Genomic DNA, 16,729 nt, shown 5'->3' with positions numbered 1-16,729 from the left:
CCTGCGCGCGCGGGCCCGGTACGGCAGGCTGGACCCATGCCGGAACTGCCCGAGGTGGAAGCGCTCAAGGACTTCCTCGACGAGAACCTGGTCGGCAAGGAGATCGCCCGGGTGATGCCCGTGGCTATCAGTGTGCTCAAGACGTACGACCCGCCGCTCACCGCCCTGGACGGCAGCGAGGTCACCTCCGCACGGCGGCACGGCAAGTTCCTGGACATCGGCACCGGAGACGGACTGCACCTCGTGTTCCACCTCGCCCGTGCGGGCTGGCTGCAGTGGAAGGACGTCCTGCCGTCCGGGGTGCCCCGTCCGGGCAAGGGGCCGCTGGCCCTGCGCGCCGCACTCACCGGCGGCGACGGCTTCGACCTGACCGAGGCGGGCACGACGAAACGGCTCGCCGTCCACCTCGTGCACGACCCGGCCGAGGTCCCCGGCGTCGCCCGGCTCGGACCCGACCCGCTCGCGGACGAATTCGACCGCGACGCCTTCGCCGCGCTCCTCGCCGGAGAGAGCCGGCAGATCAAGGGCGCGCTGCGCGACCAGAGCCTCATCGCCGGGATCGGCAACGCCTACAGCGACGAGATCCTGCACGCGGCGGGGATGTCGCCGTACAAGCTCACCTCGAAACTCGGCGAGGACGAGATCACCGGCCTGTACGCGGCGATGCGCACGACGCTCACGGACGCCGTCGAGCGTTCGCGCGGGCTGGCCGCCGGCCGGCTGAAGGCCGAGAAGAAGAGCGGGCTCAGAGTGCACGGCCGTGCCGGCGAGCCCTGCCCGGTGTGCGGCGACACCATTCGCGAAGTGTCGTTCCACGACTCGTCGCTGCAGTACTGCCCCACGTGCCAGACAGGCGGCAAACCGCTCGCGGACCGCAGACTGTCGCGGCTGCTCAAATGACGGCGCGCGAGGCCGGGACGGCCGGCCCGGCACCGGCGGTCAGCGGGTCAGCGACACCAGGTGCTCGCCGCTGTCCGTACGGACCTCGAAGTGGCCGATCTCGTCGCGCCGCAGTGCCGTCCCCACCTCCATGTCCAGTTCCTCCTCCGCGCCCGGGGTGCCCGTGCCGTAACCGGCGGCGGGCACCGACCAACTGGTCACGGCGTACTCCCTGCCGTCCTTGGCGACCGCGACGAGCCGGCAGGTCCGGGGACCGGACAGCTTCGCCATGCGCAGGGCGACGGCCGTGCCCCAGCCCTTGGAACGCAGGTCGACCGCGCCGTGGACACCGGAGGCGCCGTCCGTGGCCGCGATCCGCTCGTCGGGGCCTCCCGCGACCGGGCCTTCGCTCCCGCGGGACAGGCTCACCGCCGCCGCCGGCAGCGCCACGATCAACGCGGCCGCCGCGGCCACCAGTCGCAGCCTGCGGCGCGAACTGCGCCGGCGCAGCGCCGCGACCTCGCGGAGCAGACGCTCCAGCAGCCGTGGCGCCGGCGGTTCGTCGGCCCTGCCGGGTCCGGTGAGATCCCCCAGAGCCGACGCGATCGGTGCGAAGTCGGAGAGCCGCAGGGCGCAGAGACCGCATTCCGACAGGTGCTCCTCGAAGCGGAAGGCGTCCGCGGGGTCGAGGACGCCCAGCGCGTAGGCGGCCACATCCCGGTGCTGCTCCCGCAGATTCATGGACCAATCCTTCGGCTCGTCGGCTACGAACGGTCCATACGGGTCGTACGCACCGTGGGTGTCGCACTGGAATACGCAGCGGAGCCGTGCCGTGCTCAGCGGCGGAAGGGGAAAGTGCGACCGGGTCGTGCAGTGGTGCGACCGTGGCGCGGAGTTGTGGAGAAGACCGGCAGAATGGGTGGGTGAACGGTGGAAATTCAGGCTTCCGTATGACCGGTCGGCCGACCGGTAGTCCTCATGTGGAGCCGCTGCTCGGCGCGTATGTCCTCGGTGTGCTCGTCCCCGAGGAGGAGGCCCGGGTCGCCGGGCACCTCAGCCACTGCGGCCGTTGCCGCACGACGTATCTCGGCATGGCCGACGCCCAGGCGCTGAGGGCGGCGTGCGCGGAGGAGGACGCCGTCGGCGGCAGAACCGGCGGACCCCGGGAGCACGGCGGGTACGGCGGACCCCGGGAGTACGGCGGCACCGGCGGGTACGGAGGGCACGACGGGCGGGTGGGATAGCCCCGCGGGAGACCTGCCGCCGTCGTCCGGAACGCCCGCGCGCCGGTTGGCTCTTCGCCGGGCGCCCGGGGAGGCACGAGGGGCCACCGGGTGCCGCGAGGCCCGCCTGCGCCGCCTGCGGCAACCGCGGGTGCACGGGCGCGGCGGCCCGGCGGACCACACCCGTGGTCGCGCGGGCGGCCCGTGCCTAAAATCCGCAGCATGCTGCGCGTACTTGCGGTCGACGACGAGAAGCCGGCGCTCGGGGAACTGCTCTACCTCCTGCGCTCCGACCCGCGGGTGCGCAGCGCGGACGGGGCGACCGACGCCACCGAGGCGCTCCGCCGCATCAGCAGGGCGCTGGACGCGGGGCCGGACGGTGAGGACGGCATCGACGTGGTCTTCCTCGACATTCACATGGCGGGGCTCACCGGGCTCGATGTGGCGCGCCTGCTGGCGGAGTTCGCCAGACCGCCGCTGATCGTGTTCGTCACGGCCCATGAGGGCTTCGCCGTCCAGGCGTTCGACCTCAAGGCCGTCGACTACGTCCTCAAACCGGTGCGCAGGGAACGGCTCGCCGAAGCGGTCCGCCGGGTCAGCGATCTGACCGCGGCCGCGCGGGGGGTTCGGCAGTCCCCGCCCGCGAACGGCGTGGACGCGGGCGCGGCCGGCGGCGGGGCGGTCCCGGGCCGGCCGGGCTCCGCCGCCACGGGTCCCCTGGTCACCGGGTCCACCGCGCCCGGCACCGCGCCCGAGCAGATTCCCGTGGAGCTCGGCGGGGTGACCCGGTTCGTCCCCATCGACGAGATCGCGTACGTCGAGGCCCAGGGCGACTACGCCCGACTGCACACGGCAGAGGGCAGCCATCTCGTACGGATCCCGCTCTCCACCCTGGAGGAGCGGTGGGCGTCGCGCGGCTTCGTCCGGATACACCGCAGCCATCTCGTGGCGCTGGGCCGGATCGACGAACTCCGGCTGGACGCGGGCGCCACGAGCGTGCGCGTGGGCACGGCGGAGCTCGCCGTGAGCCGCCGGCACGCCCGCCAGTTGCGGGATCTGCTGATGCGCCACGCCCGGGGCTGACCGCACCGGCTGCTCGTGCGTCCGCCGGGGCCGACCGCACCGGGGCAGCTTGCCGGGGCTGCCGCCGCGGGCGTACCGGCGTCGGCGGGAAGCGATGCGCCAACGATGCGACTCGCCCCGGAGCGCATGTGCGCCGCATAGTGGAAGGGAGCCGGTTCCGCTGCGGGCTCCGGTCCCGCTCGGGAAGGGCGAGTCCGGACCGCGACGGCCGGCCGGCGCCCGGAGGGCCCGCTGCCGACCGCCTCACACGCCGGGGAGGCCGGCCGGGTGGCACTTCCGGAGTCGTGAGCGACGGGAGAGAACGATGGCCGATCGACGCGTACCCCCGCAGGAGACGCCGCCGCTGGAGGCCTCCATCGCCGAGGCGCACCGGGAACGTCCGGACGGCGGAGTCTGGGAGCACCCCGTGATGATCCTTTCGCTGATCGTCGCGTGCAGCGTGATCTTCGCGGCACTTTTCATCGGCTGGGCCTTCAGCCTCTGAGCAGAGCGCCCGGCGAGGGTCGTGCGCCACGCGGACGGATGGCGGACCGCTGAGGGAGCCCGGGCCGCCGGCCCGCGTCAGTCGCCCTCCGCGAGCCGGCGGTACCACTCGGGCGAGCGGAGGGCTCCTGCCGCCGCCGCTCCGGGAGCCGTGCCGTGACGGCGCGTTCTCCCTCCGGCCCCTCGCCCCACCAGCACGCGTTCCACGCCGTGCGGAAGTTCGCCACCCCCGGCCCGAGACCGCCGCCGGGGTCTTCGCCACCGTCTCCGGCCAGGACGACCGCTCGGCGCGCACGCGGCGCCGTTCGTCGTCGCCCGGCGCCCGTACGCCGACGGCCGGACCCCGCCGACCGAGCCGTGCCCCGGATCGGGGCCGCGGCACCGCGGCCCCGCCTACGCTCGACCGGGAAACGGGGAAGGGGCCCGATGTCCGATATCGAAGCGCTGCTCACGGAGCTCAGCGGGCTGCGGGCCGCCCGGCCCACCGGCCCGGACGGCGTCGAGGCGCTCCTCGCCAGGGCCAGGAGCGCCGCCGGCCGCTGGGCCGATGTGCTGTACGACGTCCGGAGGTCCGCGCAGGGACAGGTCGGGCCGCGCGCCGACGCCGCGCTGGAGGTGGCGTTCCGCCGTGCCGAAGAGTCGTACGTGGAACTGGAGATCGCCCTGGCGGACTGCTCGCGCGGGCGGCCCGGCGGCCACTGAGACCGCGTCGAGACCACCGGCGCCTACCCCTGCCTCGTCCCACCTGCGTAGACTCCATGGACCCCTGCGGGAGCCGCCCGTCGCAGCGAGCGGCCGTCCGCACGAGCCTCCGAGAGAACGCCGAGAGAACGCCGGGAGCGGACGCCGATGTCTGCAGCACAGCCACCCCGCCGTGAAGTCGTCACGGGCGTGCCCCGCGGCACCCGCCGCCGCCCCGGCCACGCACCGGCCCGCTCGGAGATCAGGGAGCAGACCCCCATCGGCACGGTCTACGTGCGTTCTCTGATGCGCAGCCAACTGCGCGCCGCCCTGTACGCCCTGGGCACGCTCGCCCTCCTCGTCGGCACGCTCCCGCTGCTCTTCGCCTTCCCCGTGGCCGTCCTCGGCTCCTTCTCCTCGCCCGAGCCGTTCGTGTGGGTCGTGCTCGGCGTCGGCGTCTACCCCCTGATGTGGCTGACCGCCCGCTGGTACGTCCGCCGCGCCGAGCGCAACGAAGAGGACTTCACCGGGCTCGTCGAAGGCCGCTGAGACCGCCAGTGGGGGACGACCGGTGAACCAGACCTATGCGGTGACGGCCGTGACCTTCGTGGTCCTGGCGACCGTCCTCATCGGCGCCCTGGGCCTGCGCATCTCCCGGACGACCTCCGACTTCTACGTCGCCTCGCGCACCGTCAACCCCGGGCTGAACGCCGCCGCCATCAGCGGCGAGTACCTCTCCGCCGCGTCGTTCCTGGGCATCGCCGGACTGGTCCTCCTCCAGGGCCCCGACATGCTCTGGTACCCGGTCGGCTACACCGCCGGCTACCTCGTGCTGCTCGTCCTCGTCGCCGCCCCACTGCGGCGCTCGGGCGCGTACACACTCTCCGACTTCGCCGAGGCGCGGCTCGAGTCGTCCGCGGTGCGGCGCCTCGCCAGCCTGTTCGTCGTCGGCATCGCCTGGCTCTATCTGCTGCCGCAGCTCCAGGGCGCGGGACTGACCCTGGAGATCCTCACCGGAGCTCCGGACTGGTTCGGCGGGCTCCTCGTCGCCGTCGTCGTCACGGGCGCCGTGGCCGCGGGCGGCATGCGCTCCATCACCTTCGTGCAGGCGTTCCAGTACTGGCTGAAGCTCACGGCCCTGCTGGTCCCCGCCCTGTTCCTCGTCGCCGCCTGGGCCGGCGACGACGCGCCCCGCGCCCGCTTCGACGCGCCCGCCCTCCTGCGCGAGCACACGGAGGTGCGGATCGACGACACCGTACGGATCGAACTGGACGCCCCGCTGGCCGTGGGGGTGTCGGGCACGGTCGACGGCACCCGGCACGAGGGACGGCGGATCACCCTCGGCGAGGGCACCCACCGCGTGGAGTCGGGCACCATGCTCGCCTTCCCCCCGGGCGCGGCGATACCCGAACGCGCGTCCACCGGAGCCGACCCCGCCAGCTGGTCCCAGCCGCTCGCGGGCGGGCGCGACGGCTACCAGCTGTACGCCACCTACGGCCTGATCCTCGCCACCTTCCTCGGCACCATGGGGCTGCCGCACGTGGCCGTCCGCTTCTACACGAGCCCCAACGGCCGCGCGGCGCGCCGCACGACGCTCGTCGTCCTCGGCCTGATCGGCGCGTTCTACCTGCTCCCTCCCGTGTACGGGGCCCTCGGCCGGATCTACGCCCCCGAACTCGCCCTGACCGGCGCCGCGGACGCCGCCGTCCTCGTCCTCCCGGAACGGATGGTCGGCGGACTCGCGGGAGACCTGCTCGGCGCGCTCCTCGCGGCAGGCGCGTTCGCCGCCTTCCTGTCCACCGCCTCCGGGCTCACCATGTCCGTCGCGGGGGTGCTCAGCCAGGACGTCCTGCCCTCGCGCGGCGTACGGCACTTCCGGCTCGCGACGGTCCTCGCCATGGCGGTACCGCTCGCCGTCAGCGTCGTCGCCACCAACGTGCCGGTCGCCGACGCCGTGGGACTGGCCTTCGCCGTCTCCGCGTCCTCGTTCTGCCCGTTGCTCGTCCTCGGCATCTGGTGGCGCGGACTCACCCCGCCGGGTGCCGCGGCCGGTCTGGTCACCGGCGGCGGCGCCGCGCTGACCGCCGTCATGGCCACCCGGGCCGGACTCGCGCCCGAGGGCTGGCCGCACACCCTCATGGCCTGGCCCGCCGTCTGGTCGGTGCCGCTCGGCTTCCTCACCATGATCCTGGTGTCGCTGGCGACGCCCCGCCACGTACCCTCCGGCGCCGCCGCCATCCTCGCGCGCCTCCATCTGCCGGAAGACCTCGTCGGACGGCCGCAGCACGAAGGAGCACAGCGATGACCGGGACGGCGCTGGCGGCACTCGGCGCGGCCGCGGCCGTACTGCTTGCCGCCGGCTTCGCCCTCGGCCGGGTCACCGCCCGCCGCGGCGCCGGCCCCGGACCCGATCTCGGCACGCCGGTCGAACGGGCCACCTTCCACACCCTGCACACCGCCTCGCTCGCCGCGCCCCCGCTGCGCGGGGGACTCACCGAGGACACCGCACGCAAGGCCGCCCGTCGGCTGCGCTCGCTGCTCGGCACGCAGGCCCTGTGCCTCACCGACCGGGAGACCGTCCTCGCCTGGGACGGAATCGGAGCCGACCATCACGAGGAGCGCGTGATGCACCGCGTCGGCGACGTGCTCGAATCCGGTCGCAGCCAGAGCGTCCGCACCGGCTGCGACGATGTGGAGTGCCCACTGCGCTGGGCCGTGATCGCCCCGCTGACGGGGGAGGAGGGCGTGCTCGGCACGCTCGTCGCGTACGGTTCGGGGGAGTCGGCGGTCCTCGTACGGGCCGCCACCGAAGTCGCCCGCTGGGTCTCGGTCCAGTTGGAACTCGCCGAGCTCGACCGCTCCCGCACCCGGCTCATCGAGGCCGAGATCCGTGCCCTGCGGGCCCAGATCTCCCCCCACTTCATCTTCAACTCGCTCGCGGCCATCGCGTCCTTCGTCCGCACCGACCCGGAGCGGGCGCGGGAACTCCTGCTGGAGTTCGCCGACTTCACCCGCTACTCCTTCCGCCGGCACGGTGACTTCACCCATCTCGCCGACGAACTGCGCTGCATCGAGCAGTACCTGGCCCTCGCCGGGGCCCGCTTCGGCGACCGGCTGAAGGTGACGCTCCAGATCGCGCCCGAGGTCCTGCCGGTCGCCATGCCGTTCCTGTGCCTCCAGCCGCTGGTCGAGAACGCGGTGAAGCACGGCCTGGAGGATTCCGGACGGACCTGCCGGGTCTCCATCTCCGCGCAGGACGCCGGCTCGGAGGCGGTGGTGACCATCGAGGACGACGGGGTGGGGACGGACCCGGCCGAACTGCGCCGGATCCTCGCGCGGGAGGCGGACCGCCCCTCCGGCATCGGTCTCTCCAACGTCGACGAACGGCTGCGGCAGCTGTACGGCGACGACCACGGGCTGGTCATCGAGACCGGGATCGGGGCCGGGATGAAGGTCACCGTGCGGATCCCCAAGTACCGGGCGGGCGTGCACAGGAACGCCGGCGGAGCCTGACCCGGGTGGACGGCGCCGGGTTCAGTACAGATGGATGGCCAGATGGCCCAGCGGCAGCCCCAGCCGCCAGGCCGGTGTCCAGACCTGGGCGCTCTCGACAGCGGCCGGGTCCACCGGAAGGGCCGGGTGCCACGGGTCGGTGCCGTCCCCGAGGTCGGCGGCGAGAAGCTCGGTCCGCTCCAGCCAGTCCCACGCGTCGCGGGCCAGGTCGAGGTCGGGGTCCGTGCCGGAGACGTCCCGGTCGAACGACTCCCGCTCGGCCATGCGGTCGCGCACCCACTCCTGCCAGGGGTGCCCGTAGGCCGTGACGGACAGCCACTCGTCCAGTCGCGACGCCGTGGGGACACCGGCAGGGCCGTCCTCGGCGCCGCACAGGTAGACCGTCAGCGCCAGTGTCCTCCGGCCGGCTCTGTACTCGAGCGAACCCGGCTCGACCAGACCGCCGGTGCGCAGCACCTCGTCGGCCAGGAACTCTGCGCACAGCCATGCCATGGGGACCGCCAGACCGCCTCCGCTGGTCCCGTTCGTGCTCTCGGGCCGCACTCTCTCCACCTTCTCCCCGGACGTGTTCGGGCACGGGTCTCGACGACGAGCCTCCACCCGAAGACACGTGTCACGGTTCCTCTTTACTCAACTCGAGCGGGTGGTTTCGAATCCGGTCGCCCGAGAACGTGGCCCCAGAGAGATCAGGTGTCCCGTGGGAATACAGAGACGGAATTGACCGGCCTGTGCCCGGTCGTGCTCGCGTCGGGACGCGCCCTTCGGCATCCCTTGCGCACACGCCGGAAGAGTCCCGGCGAACGGTCGCGCGGCACGGCGCACGGTCACCCGGCGGCCCCCGGAACGGCCCGCCCTCGCGGGCATCGCACTCCCCGGGCGGGGGGACCGCTCACGCCGCCGAGGAGAGCGGCCTCCTGCTGTAGCCGGGCAGACTGCGGGCCATCGCGCGCAGCGCGTGGTGCGAACGGGACTTCACGGTGCCCTGCGGGATGCCGAGCACCCGCGCGGCCTCGGCCACACTGCGGCCCCGGAAGTAGAGCTGGACCAGCACGGCGCGGTGCTCGGGGCTCAGCGACCTGACCGCGGCCCGCACGTCGAGCGTGGCGACCGCGCGATCCGTCACGTCGGCGGGGTCCGGCGTCGCGGCCAGGACGCCGTCCCCGATCTCCGCCGGCCGCGCGAGCCGCGACCGGCGCGCGTCGATCGCGAGGCGCCGGCCGACGGTGAAGAGCCACGGCCGCATCGACTCGTAGGGCGCGTCGAACGCCTCGGGGTGCTGCCACGCCCTCAGCAGGGTCTCCTGCAGCAGGTCCTCCGCGCGCTGCCGGTCTCCGTACGTCAGGCCGACGAGGAAGCTCAGCAGGGCGGGACCGTGTTCGCGCTGCAGCTCCGCCAGGGCCTGCTCGTCGGTCGTCGCCGTCGCCGTCGCCGTCGTCATCGTCGGCTCCCTTCCCGCAGGATCTTCCGAGAGTTCGGTGCTACGTGTGGTTCGTGGCGTATACGAACGCATCGGCGGGCGGAGGGACAGGCGTCACGCACGGGTGTGCGACGAGCGGTCGCACGGAGCGGCGAATGGTGCGCCGAACGGTCGGCCGGACGCGGTCCGGTGCCCGCCACCCGGTGGCCGCCGTCGACCCGGGTGCGCCGGCCGGACGCGCTCCGGCAGGCGTCGCTCGCCGGCGTGACCGCTGCCCGGCGCCGCCGGAACCGCGGTCCGATCGGGGCACGGGCCGGACCGGGGAGGACGGGGGCGCGCGCCGCGGGCGGGACGACCCGGCCCGCGACGCGGAGGGTCACCCGTTCGGCTCCGCGGACCGGGCGGCTTGCTCCTTGGCGAGGTTCGAGTTCCGGTACGAGTAGGCGAAGTAGATGATCAGCCCGATGACGAGCCACACCCCGAAGCGGAGCCAGGTCTGCCAGTCCAGGAAGGTGATCAGCCAGAGCGAGAACACCACGCCGATCGCCGGTACGAACGGCATCCCGGGGCAGCGGAACGTCCGCGGCAGGTCCGGCTGCTTGTAGCGCAGCACGATGACGGCGATGCACACCACGACGAAGGCCAGCAGGATGCCGATGTTCGTCAGCTCGGCGGCCTCGCCGATCGGCAGGAAGCCCGCGATCAGCGCGGAACCGACGCCGACGATCCACGTCACCCGTACGGGCACGTGCCGTGTGGGGTGCGTCTTCGCGAACCAGTGCGGCAACAGCCCGTCACGGCTCATCGAGAACCACACGCGGGTCACGCCCAGCATGAACGTGAACATCACGGTGAGGATGCCGATGATGGCGCCGATCGCGATGACGTTCGCCAGCCCTTCCAGCCCCACCGCCTTGAAGGCCGTCGAGAAGCCGCTCTCCGGGTCGATCTCCGTGTAGTTCTGCATGCCCGTCAGCACCAGACAGGCCAGTACGTACAGCACCATCGAGATGGCCAGCGAGTAGATGATCGCCTTCGGCATGTGGCGCTGCGCGTCCTTGGACTCCTCGGCGGCCGTGGACATGGCGTCGTAGCCGAACACCGCGAAGAAGACGGTCGCCGCCCCCGTGAACGCCCCGCTGACCCCGAACGGGAAGAAGGGGTTGTAGTTCGCCGTGTCGATGTGGAAGAAGCCGACCGCGATCACCAGCAGCACGACCAGGACCTTCAGCACCACCACGACGGTCTCGAAACGGGCCGCGTTCTTGATCCCCAGCGTCAGCAGGTAGGCGGTGAACAGGCACAGGATCATCGCGAAGAGATCGACCTGGTGTCCGGGACCCGTGCCCGGCGCGCCCAGCATCCACGCGGGCAGATCGAGCCCCAGCTGGCCCAGGAGGAAGCCGAAGTAGCCGGAGATCCCGATGGCGACCACCGCCACGATCGCCGTGTACTCCAGCAGCAGGTCCCAGCCGATGAACCAGCCCGCCAGCTCGCCGAGCACGGCGTACCCGTAGGTGTACGCCGAGCCCGCCTTCGGGATCAGGCCGGCGAACTCCGCGTACGAGAAGGCCGCAGCGGCGCTCGCCACACCCGCGATCAGGAAGGACACCACCACCGCGGGGCCGGCCCTGTCATGGGCCACCGCGCCCGCCAGGGCGAAGATGCCGGCGCCGATGATGCCGCCGACGCCGATCGCGGTGAGCTGCCAGAGGCCGAGCGTTCTGGTGAGCTGCTCGCTCGCGGCGCCCTCCTGGATCTGTTCGATGGGCTTGCGGCGCAATACGCCCTGTCCCGCCCGTAGCCCTGCCATGAGACACCTCTTCGCAGACTGATGTCGGCCGATGGCGGCTCATGATGGCCCAGGCGGGGCAGTGGTGGAAGACGACATGCGGTGCCGTCGAGGTGAGGGTTCCCGGCGGGTTACGGAACCACGGTGACGGGCCAGCGCCCCGCCTTGACCAGCCGTACGGCCACCGAGCCGACGATCCGGTGCCCCGCCGACTCCGACGCTCCCACCACCACGGCGTCCGCCTTGAGCTCGTCGGCGGCCGTCACCAGCCCGTTGTAGGGGTCCCCGCGGAAGGTGTGGAACTCCCAGCGCACGGCCCAGATGCCCCGCACCCGTTCGGTCGCCTGGCGGATCTCCGCGACCAGCCCCTCCGCTATCTCCCCGGTGGTGTCCGCGACCGGGACGCCGAACGCGGCGCCCGCCGTCATCAGCGGCTGCACGTACACGAGTGCGAGCAGCGCGTTCTGCCGCCGCGCCAGACCGCTCGCGTACGACGCCGCCCGCAGCGACGACTCCGAACCGTCCACACCGGCGACGATCACCTTCGGGCCGTCCGTACCGCGTTCGAAACCACGGGGCTGCTCCCTCACACCACGAGGCTACGGGGTCCTCTGTCGATCTTGCCAGGGCCCGTGCCCCGAGCGCGCTCCGCCCGACCGCCCGACAGGCGGCCCGGCTGCGGTCTCCCTAGAGTGCGGAACATGAGCATCAGCGTGGCGGAGCGTGCGACCGCCGCCCGGAGCGGCTTCCGAGCCAGGGTGCCGGGCGCCTTCGCGATGTTCTTCGCGCTGCTCGGGGTGTACTGCGCGGTCATCGCGCTCATTGCCCCCCTGCGCAGGGTGCTGAGCCCGGTCTCCGCGTTCCTGGACCTGGTGGCCGTGCCCGTCAGCGCCAACCTCGCCTACGCCGTCTTCCTGCTCCTGCTGGCCGCCGCGATCGCCGCCCGCAAGAAGGCCGCCTGGTGGCTCGTCGTCGCCTATCTCTCCCTGCTCGTCCTCACCGACGTCCTCACACTGGCCCTGCTGCGCGACTGGTCGTGGATCCCCAACCTGGTCCTGTGCCTGATCGCGCTCGGCGTGCTGTCCGCCGCCCGCGGCGAGTTCTACGCCCTGACCCGCCGCGGCGCCCTGCGGCACGCCCTCCTCGTGCTCGTCCTCGGGCTCGCCCTGGCCGTCCTCGTCGGCTGGGGGCTCGTCGAGCTGTTCCCGAACGACCTGCCACAGGGACAGCGGCTGCTGTGGGCCGCCAACCGGGTGCTCGGCGGTCTCGTCTCCAACGCGCAGTTCGACGGCACCCCGCCCCGCGCCCTGTTCTTCCTCCTCGGCCTCTTCGGCGCCCTCGCGCTGCTCAACTCCGCGCGGACCCTCTTCCGTTCCCAGCGGATGGAGGCCGCGCTGCACGGCGACGAGGAGCCCCGTATCCGAGCCCTGCTCGGCGCCTACGGCTCCCAGGACTCGCTCGGCTACTTCGCCACCCGCCGGGACAAGGCCGTCGTCTTCGCGCCCAACGGCAAGGCCGCGGTCACCTACCGGGTCGAGGCGGGCGTGGCCCTCGCCAGCGGAGACCCCGTCGGCGACACGGAGGCATGGACCCCGGCCGTCGAGGCCTGGCTGGACGTCGCCCGCCGCTACGCCTGGGCGCCCGCCGTCATGGGCGCGTCCGAGGACGGCGCCCGCGCCTACGCCCGCTCGGGGCTCGGCGCCATCCAGCTCGGGGACGAGGCGATCCTCAACGTCGACCGCTTCGACCTGAACGGCCGGGACATGCGCGTCACCCGGCAGGCCGTCGGCCGGGTCCGCAGGCTCGGCGCGACCACCCGCATCCGGCGCCACTCCGCCCTCGGCGCCGAGGAGATGAAGCAGACCATCGACCGGGCCGACGCCTGGCGCGACACCGAGACCGAGCGCGGCTTCTCCATGGCCCTCGACCGGCTCGGCGACCCCGAGGACGGCGACTGCCTGCTCGTCGAGGCCCTCGACGCCGACGAGAACCTCATCGCCCTGCTCTCCTTCGTTCCCTGGGGGCGCGACGGGATCTCCCTCGACGTGATGCGCCGGGACCGCGACCACGCACCCAACGGGATCATGGAGTTCATGGTCGCCGAGCTGTGTGCCGAGGCCCCGCAACTCGGCGTGCGCAGGATCTCCCTCAACTTCGCCGTCTTCCGTTCCGTGTTCGAGGAAGGCGCCCGGATCGGCGCCGGACCGGTCCTGCGGCTCTGGCGCAGGCTGCTGCTGTTCTTCTCCAGGTGGTGGCAGCTGGAGGCCCTGTACCGCTCCAACGTCAAGTACCAGCCCACCTGGTACCCGCGCTTCCTCTGCTACGGCGACGCCGGAGCCCTCGCCCGCATCGGCCTCGCCTCCGCGATCGCGGAGGGCTTCGTCTCAGTGCCCCGGCTGCGCAAACGCTGGGGCAACGGCCGTCCGCGCGGCGAGGTCGCCGGGCCGGTCGCCGGTACCAGGGACCTGCCGCCCCTCGACACGCTCGAACTCGCCGGACCCGACACCGTACGGCCGATGGGGGAGCGCCGGCTGCCCGAGCAGGTACGCATCCGCCACCGCAAGCTCGAACGGCTGCGTGAGCAGGGCGTCGACCCGTACCCCGTCGGGGTCGCCGCCCGCACCGACCCGCTCGCCGCCGTGCGCGCCGCACACCGGGACGTGCCGCCCGGGGCCCGCACCGGGGCACGGGCCACGGTCGCCGGGCGGGTCATGGCCGTACGCGACTTCGGCGGAGTCCTCTTCGCCGTGCTGCGCGACTGGTCCGGCGACCTCCAGATCGCGCTGACCCGCGACGGCTCCGGCCCCGATGTGCTCTCCGCCTTCTCCTCGGACGTCGACCTCGGCGACCACGTCACCGCCGCCGGCGAGATCGGCGCCAGCGACCGCGGCGAGCTCACCGTCTTCGCCGACGCCTGGCAGCTCACCGCCAAGTGCCTGCGCCCGCTGCCCGACAAACGCCTCGGACTGGCCGACCCGGAGGCGCGGGTACGCCGCCGCTACCTCGACCTGGTCACCAGCCCCGACGCCCGCAGCGTGGTGCGGGCCCGCTCCACGGCGGTCCAGGCGCTGCGGCAGGGGCTGCTCGACCGCGGCTACCTCGAGGTCGAGACGCCGATGCTCCAGCAGATCCACGGCGGCGCCAACGCCCGCCCGTTCACCACCCACATCAACGCCTACGACATGGACCTGTACCTGCGGATCGCGCCCGAGCTGTTCCTCAAGAGGCTGTGCGTGGGCGGCCTGGAGAAGGTCTTCGAGATGGGCCGCACCTTCCGCAACGAGGGCGTCTCGTACAAGCACAACCCCGAGTTCACGATGCTGGAGGCGTACCAGGCGTTCGCCGACTACGACGTGATGCTGGACCTCACCCGCGAGCTCATCCAGGGCGCCGCCACGGCCGCGTTCGGCGCGCCCGTCGCCCACAAGAAGGGCCCCGACGGCAAGCTCGTCGTCCACGACATCTCCGGGACCTGGCCGGTCAAGACCCTGTACGGAGCGGTGTCGGAGGCGCTCGGCGAGCACGTCGACGCCGACACCGGCGAGGAGCGGCTGCGAAGTCTCTGCGACCTCGCGGGAGTACCGCACGGCCCCGACGACACCCGCGGCGACGTCGTGCTGGAGATGTACGAACGGCTGGTCGAGGAGAAGACCCAGCTGCCCACCTTCTACAAGGACTTCCCGACCGATGTGTCCCCCCTGACCCGCCAGCACCGCCGGGACCCGCGCCTCGCCGAACGCTGGGACCTCGTCGCGTTCGGAACCGAACTCGGCACCGCGTACTCGGAGTTGACCGACCCGGTCGAACAGCGGCGACGGCTCACCGCCCAGTCCCTGCTCGCGGCCGGCGGCGACCCCGAAGCCATGGAACTCGACGAGGACTTCCTCGACGCCCTGGAGTACGCGATGCCTCCGACCGGAGGGCTCGGCATCGGCGTGGACCGGCTGGTGATGTTCCTGACGGGGCTGACCATCCGCGAGACCCTGCCGTTCCCCCTGGTGCGCCGCCACTGAACGGCGGGTGGAGCGCGCACCTCGTGGGGAGCCCGCTCCACCCGCGTGTCCGCATGCCGGTGTTCGCCGGCCGGGCGAAGCGCGTCGGGGGACGGGGCGTCCGGGCGGCAGGCGTACCCGCGGGACGGCCGCTCCCGCCGGGCGTCCGGCAGGGAGCCGGGTCTCAGCGGGTGGCGACCATACGGGCGAAGACGACGACGTTCCCGTCGTAGCCGGTGCCGCGCGAGTAGCCGCCGCCACAGGTGATGACCCGCAGCTCGGGGCTGCCGGTGTCGCCGTAGACCCGGGCGCCGGGGAAGCTGTTCTTGGAGAACACCTCGACGCCGTACACCTCGAAGACCGCCACGCGGCCGTCGTAGCGGGTCACCTCGACGTGCTGGCCCTTCTGCATCGAGCCGAGCCCGTAGAACACCGCGGGTCCGCCCGCGTTGTCGACGTGGCCGACGATCACGGCGGTGCCCTGCTGGCCGGGGGCGATGCCGTTCTGGTACCAGCCCGCGAGGTTGGGGTCCTGCGCCGGCGGGGCCTCGATCCAGCCGTTGGCGTCGAGCCCCACGTCGACGATGGGCGCGTCGACGCCGACGGCACGGACGGAGATGCGCGAGGCCGGGGCGTACGGCAGCGGCTCGACGGTGCCGGGCAGCGGAACGGAGTCCTGGTTGGCCCGCACGTCGTCCAGCGCGGCCGCCACGGCGGGCTGGGGCGGCCCCATACCGACGTCGACGCCGTTCCGCACCAGGGCGAGTCCTGTGAGCATGACAAGGGCCAGAACGCCCCACGGGGAGCGCTTCCTCGTATCCGACCCTGTGAACTCCTGCCGGCGCATGGTTCTCCCATCTCATCGTCTGCCCGCACGCTAAGCAGGCGGGGTGGATGCCGCGACCTGGGAGGGGCGAACGGGTGGTACGGCCACTCGGGGTGACCCATACGAGTAGACAGTCGGGCAAATTCCCTGACGGTCCGTGACCTGCGGCTCCGTCAGGTGCGGGCTGCTCGGCTCGGCGTGTCGCTCACCGGGGTGGACCAGTCCCGAAATGCGACGGATGTGCAATCCGGTGAGGGTTCGTCATGGAGGGCGTTCTCGTCGAAATCTCCGGAGCACCGTTCCGGGGCGCACCTCCGATGGAGGTTCAACCATGCGTGCTTCACGCGCTGTCGCGGTGGCGATCACCGCGTGTGCGGCCATGGGCGCCACTTCTCCCGTGGTCGCCGCCACCGCCACCGGAGGTGGCAACGGTCCGGCCAACGTCCGTCTCTCCCCGTCCGAGGTCCACCAGGGCTCGACCCTGACCATCCTGGTCGACGGCTGCCACCGCGGCGGCACCGTGTCGTCCAACGCCTTCCCCGCCGCCAACCTCAGCGCCGACCGCGGGGGGTTCTACGGCCCGAACGGCAAGCGGGCGGGGGACGAGGGCAACGGGAACGCGAACGGCAACGGGAACGCGAACGGGAACGCGAACGGGAACGCGAACGGCTTCGGTCAGGACCAGGGCGGGGGCGGGAAGATCAACGGCTTCGGTCAGGATCAGAACGGGAACGGGAATCAGAACGGGAACGGGAACGGGAACGGCCAGGACCAGGGTGGCAACAACAACGGCCGCAATGACCAGGGCGGCAACAACAACGGCCGCAATGACCAGGGCGG

Annotated in this window: 16 protein-coding genes; 10 read left to right on the top strand and 6 right to left on the bottom strand. The window is 72.7% G+C overall.

Translation table 11 applies throughout. The annotated features are described in order from the left end of the window. Positions 1-36: 36 nt before the first annotated feature. Positions 37-900, top strand: coding sequence for an Fpg/Nei family DNA glycosylase (locus BLT82_RS32340; protein WP_093661364.1), 864 nt, complete (start codon positions 37-39; stop codon positions 898-900). A 39-nt stretch (positions 901-939) separates the two neighbouring features. Here the strand turns inward: BLT82_RS32340 and BLT82_RS32335 are convergent, their stop codons facing one another. Next, complete coding sequence (locus BLT82_RS32335) at positions 940-1,620, bottom strand: zf-HC2 domain-containing protein (protein WP_093661362.1); 681 nt, start codon at positions 1,618-1,620, stop codon at positions 940-942. A 209-nt stretch (positions 1,621-1,829) separates the two neighbouring features. On the opposite strand from BLT82_RS32335, the gene BLT82_RS32330 reads away from it, so the two are divergent. The 7 genes from BLT82_RS32330 to BLT82_RS32300 all read left to right on the top strand — a co-directional run bounded on the left by BLT82_RS32330 (position 1,830) and on the right by BLT82_RS32300 (position 7,862). Next, positions 1,830-2,123: an anti-sigma factor family protein gene (locus BLT82_RS32330; protein ID WP_093661360.1), complete on the top strand. Its 294-nt coding sequence runs from the start codon at positions 1,830-1,832 to the stop codon at positions 2,121-2,123. A gap of 201 nt (positions 2,124-2,324) precedes the next feature. Next, a complete protein-coding gene (locus BLT82_RS32325; protein ID WP_093661358.1) occupies positions 2,325-3,185 on the top strand; it encodes a LytR/AlgR family response regulator transcription factor in 861 nt (286 codons plus the stop codon). A 304-nt stretch (positions 3,186-3,489) separates the two neighbouring features. Then, positions 3,490-3,669 carry a DUF6480 family protein gene (locus tag BLT82_RS32320; RefSeq protein ID WP_093661356.1) on the top strand — a complete coding sequence of 60 codons (180 nt, stop codon included), beginning with the start codon at positions 3,490-3,492 and terminating at the stop codon, positions 3,667-3,669. Between the two features lie 425 nt (positions 3,670-4,094). Beyond that, positions 4,095-4,370 carry a hypothetical protein gene (locus BLT82_RS32315; protein ID WP_093661354.1) on the top strand — a complete coding sequence of 92 codons (276 nt, stop codon included), beginning with the start codon at positions 4,095-4,097 and terminating at the stop codon, positions 4,368-4,370. A 147-nt stretch (positions 4,371-4,517) separates the two neighbouring features. Further along, positions 4,518-4,898, top strand: a complete 381-nt coding sequence (locus tag BLT82_RS32310; RefSeq protein ID WP_093661352.1) for a DUF485 domain-containing protein — start codon at positions 4,518-4,520, stop codon at positions 4,896-4,898. Between the two features lie 22 nt (positions 4,899-4,920). Continuing rightward, positions 4,921-6,654, top strand: coding sequence for a sodium/solute symporter (locus BLT82_RS32305; protein WP_093661350.1), 1,734 nt, complete (start codon positions 4,921-4,923; stop codon positions 6,652-6,654). Continuing rightward, the gene (locus tag BLT82_RS32300) at positions 6,651-7,862 is read left to right on the top strand and encodes a sensor histidine kinase (RefSeq protein WP_093661348.1); all 1,212 of its coding nucleotides are present in this window, start codon (positions 6,651-6,653) and stop codon (positions 7,860-7,862) included. The genes BLT82_RS32305 and BLT82_RS32300 overlap by 4 nt, the downstream gene beginning before the upstream one ends. Before the next feature lie 21 nt (positions 7,863-7,883). Here BLT82_RS32300 and BLT82_RS32295 read toward each other — a convergent pair whose 3' ends face one another. From BLT82_RS32295 to BLT82_RS32280, 4 genes are all read right to left on the bottom strand, one after another. Further along, positions 7,884-8,405 (bottom strand): hypothetical protein, encoded by a 522-nt coding sequence (locus BLT82_RS32295; protein ID WP_093661346.1) that lies wholly within the window; start codon positions 8,403-8,405, stop codon positions 7,884-7,886. 346 nt (positions 8,406-8,751) lie between these two features. Next, positions 8,752-9,300 (bottom strand): sigma-70 family RNA polymerase sigma factor, encoded by a 549-nt coding sequence (locus BLT82_RS32290; protein ID WP_093661344.1) that lies wholly within the window; start codon positions 9,298-9,300, stop codon positions 8,752-8,754. A 355-nt stretch (positions 9,301-9,655) separates the two neighbouring features. Next, entirely contained in the window at positions 9,656-11,092 is a 1,437-nt protein-coding gene (locus BLT82_RS32285; protein WP_093661342.1) for an amino acid permease, read from the bottom strand. Positions 11,093-11,202: 110 nt separating this feature from the next. Next, positions 11,203-11,661 carry a universal stress protein gene (locus BLT82_RS32280; RefSeq protein ID WP_093661340.1) on the bottom strand — a complete coding sequence of 153 codons (459 nt, stop codon included), beginning with the start codon at positions 11,659-11,661 and terminating at the stop codon, positions 11,203-11,205. 111 nt (positions 11,662-11,772) lie between these two features. On the opposite strand from BLT82_RS32280, the gene lysX reads away from it, so the two are divergent. Continuing rightward, on the top strand, positions 11,773-15,084 hold the full coding sequence (gene lysX / locus BLT82_RS32275; RefSeq protein WP_093661338.1) for a bifunctional lysylphosphatidylglycerol synthetase/lysine--tRNA ligase LysX: 3,312 nt from the start codon (positions 11,773-11,775) through the stop codon (positions 15,082-15,084). A gap of 163 nt (positions 15,085-15,247) precedes the next feature. Here the strand turns inward: lysX and BLT82_RS32270 are convergent, their stop codons facing one another. Next, positions 15,248-15,841 carry a class F sortase gene (locus tag BLT82_RS32270; RefSeq protein ID WP_093661336.1) on the bottom strand — a complete coding sequence of 198 codons (594 nt, stop codon included), beginning with the start codon at positions 15,839-15,841 and terminating at the stop codon, positions 15,248-15,250. Positions 15,842-16,220: 379 nt separating this feature from the next. Between BLT82_RS32270 and BLT82_RS36940 the strand changes: the two genes are divergently transcribed. Further along, on the top strand, positions 16,221-16,729 hold a 509-nt coding region (locus BLT82_RS36940; RefSeq protein WP_404205653.1), incomplete at its 3' end, for a hypothetical protein.

The organism is Streptomyces wuyuanensis, assembly GCF_900103455.1.
GTDB classification, from domain to species: Bacteria; Actinomycetota; Actinomycetes; order Streptomycetales; family Streptomycetaceae; genus Streptomyces; species Streptomyces wuyuanensis.
This window is presented reverse-complemented; position numbering and strand designations above follow the sequence as displayed.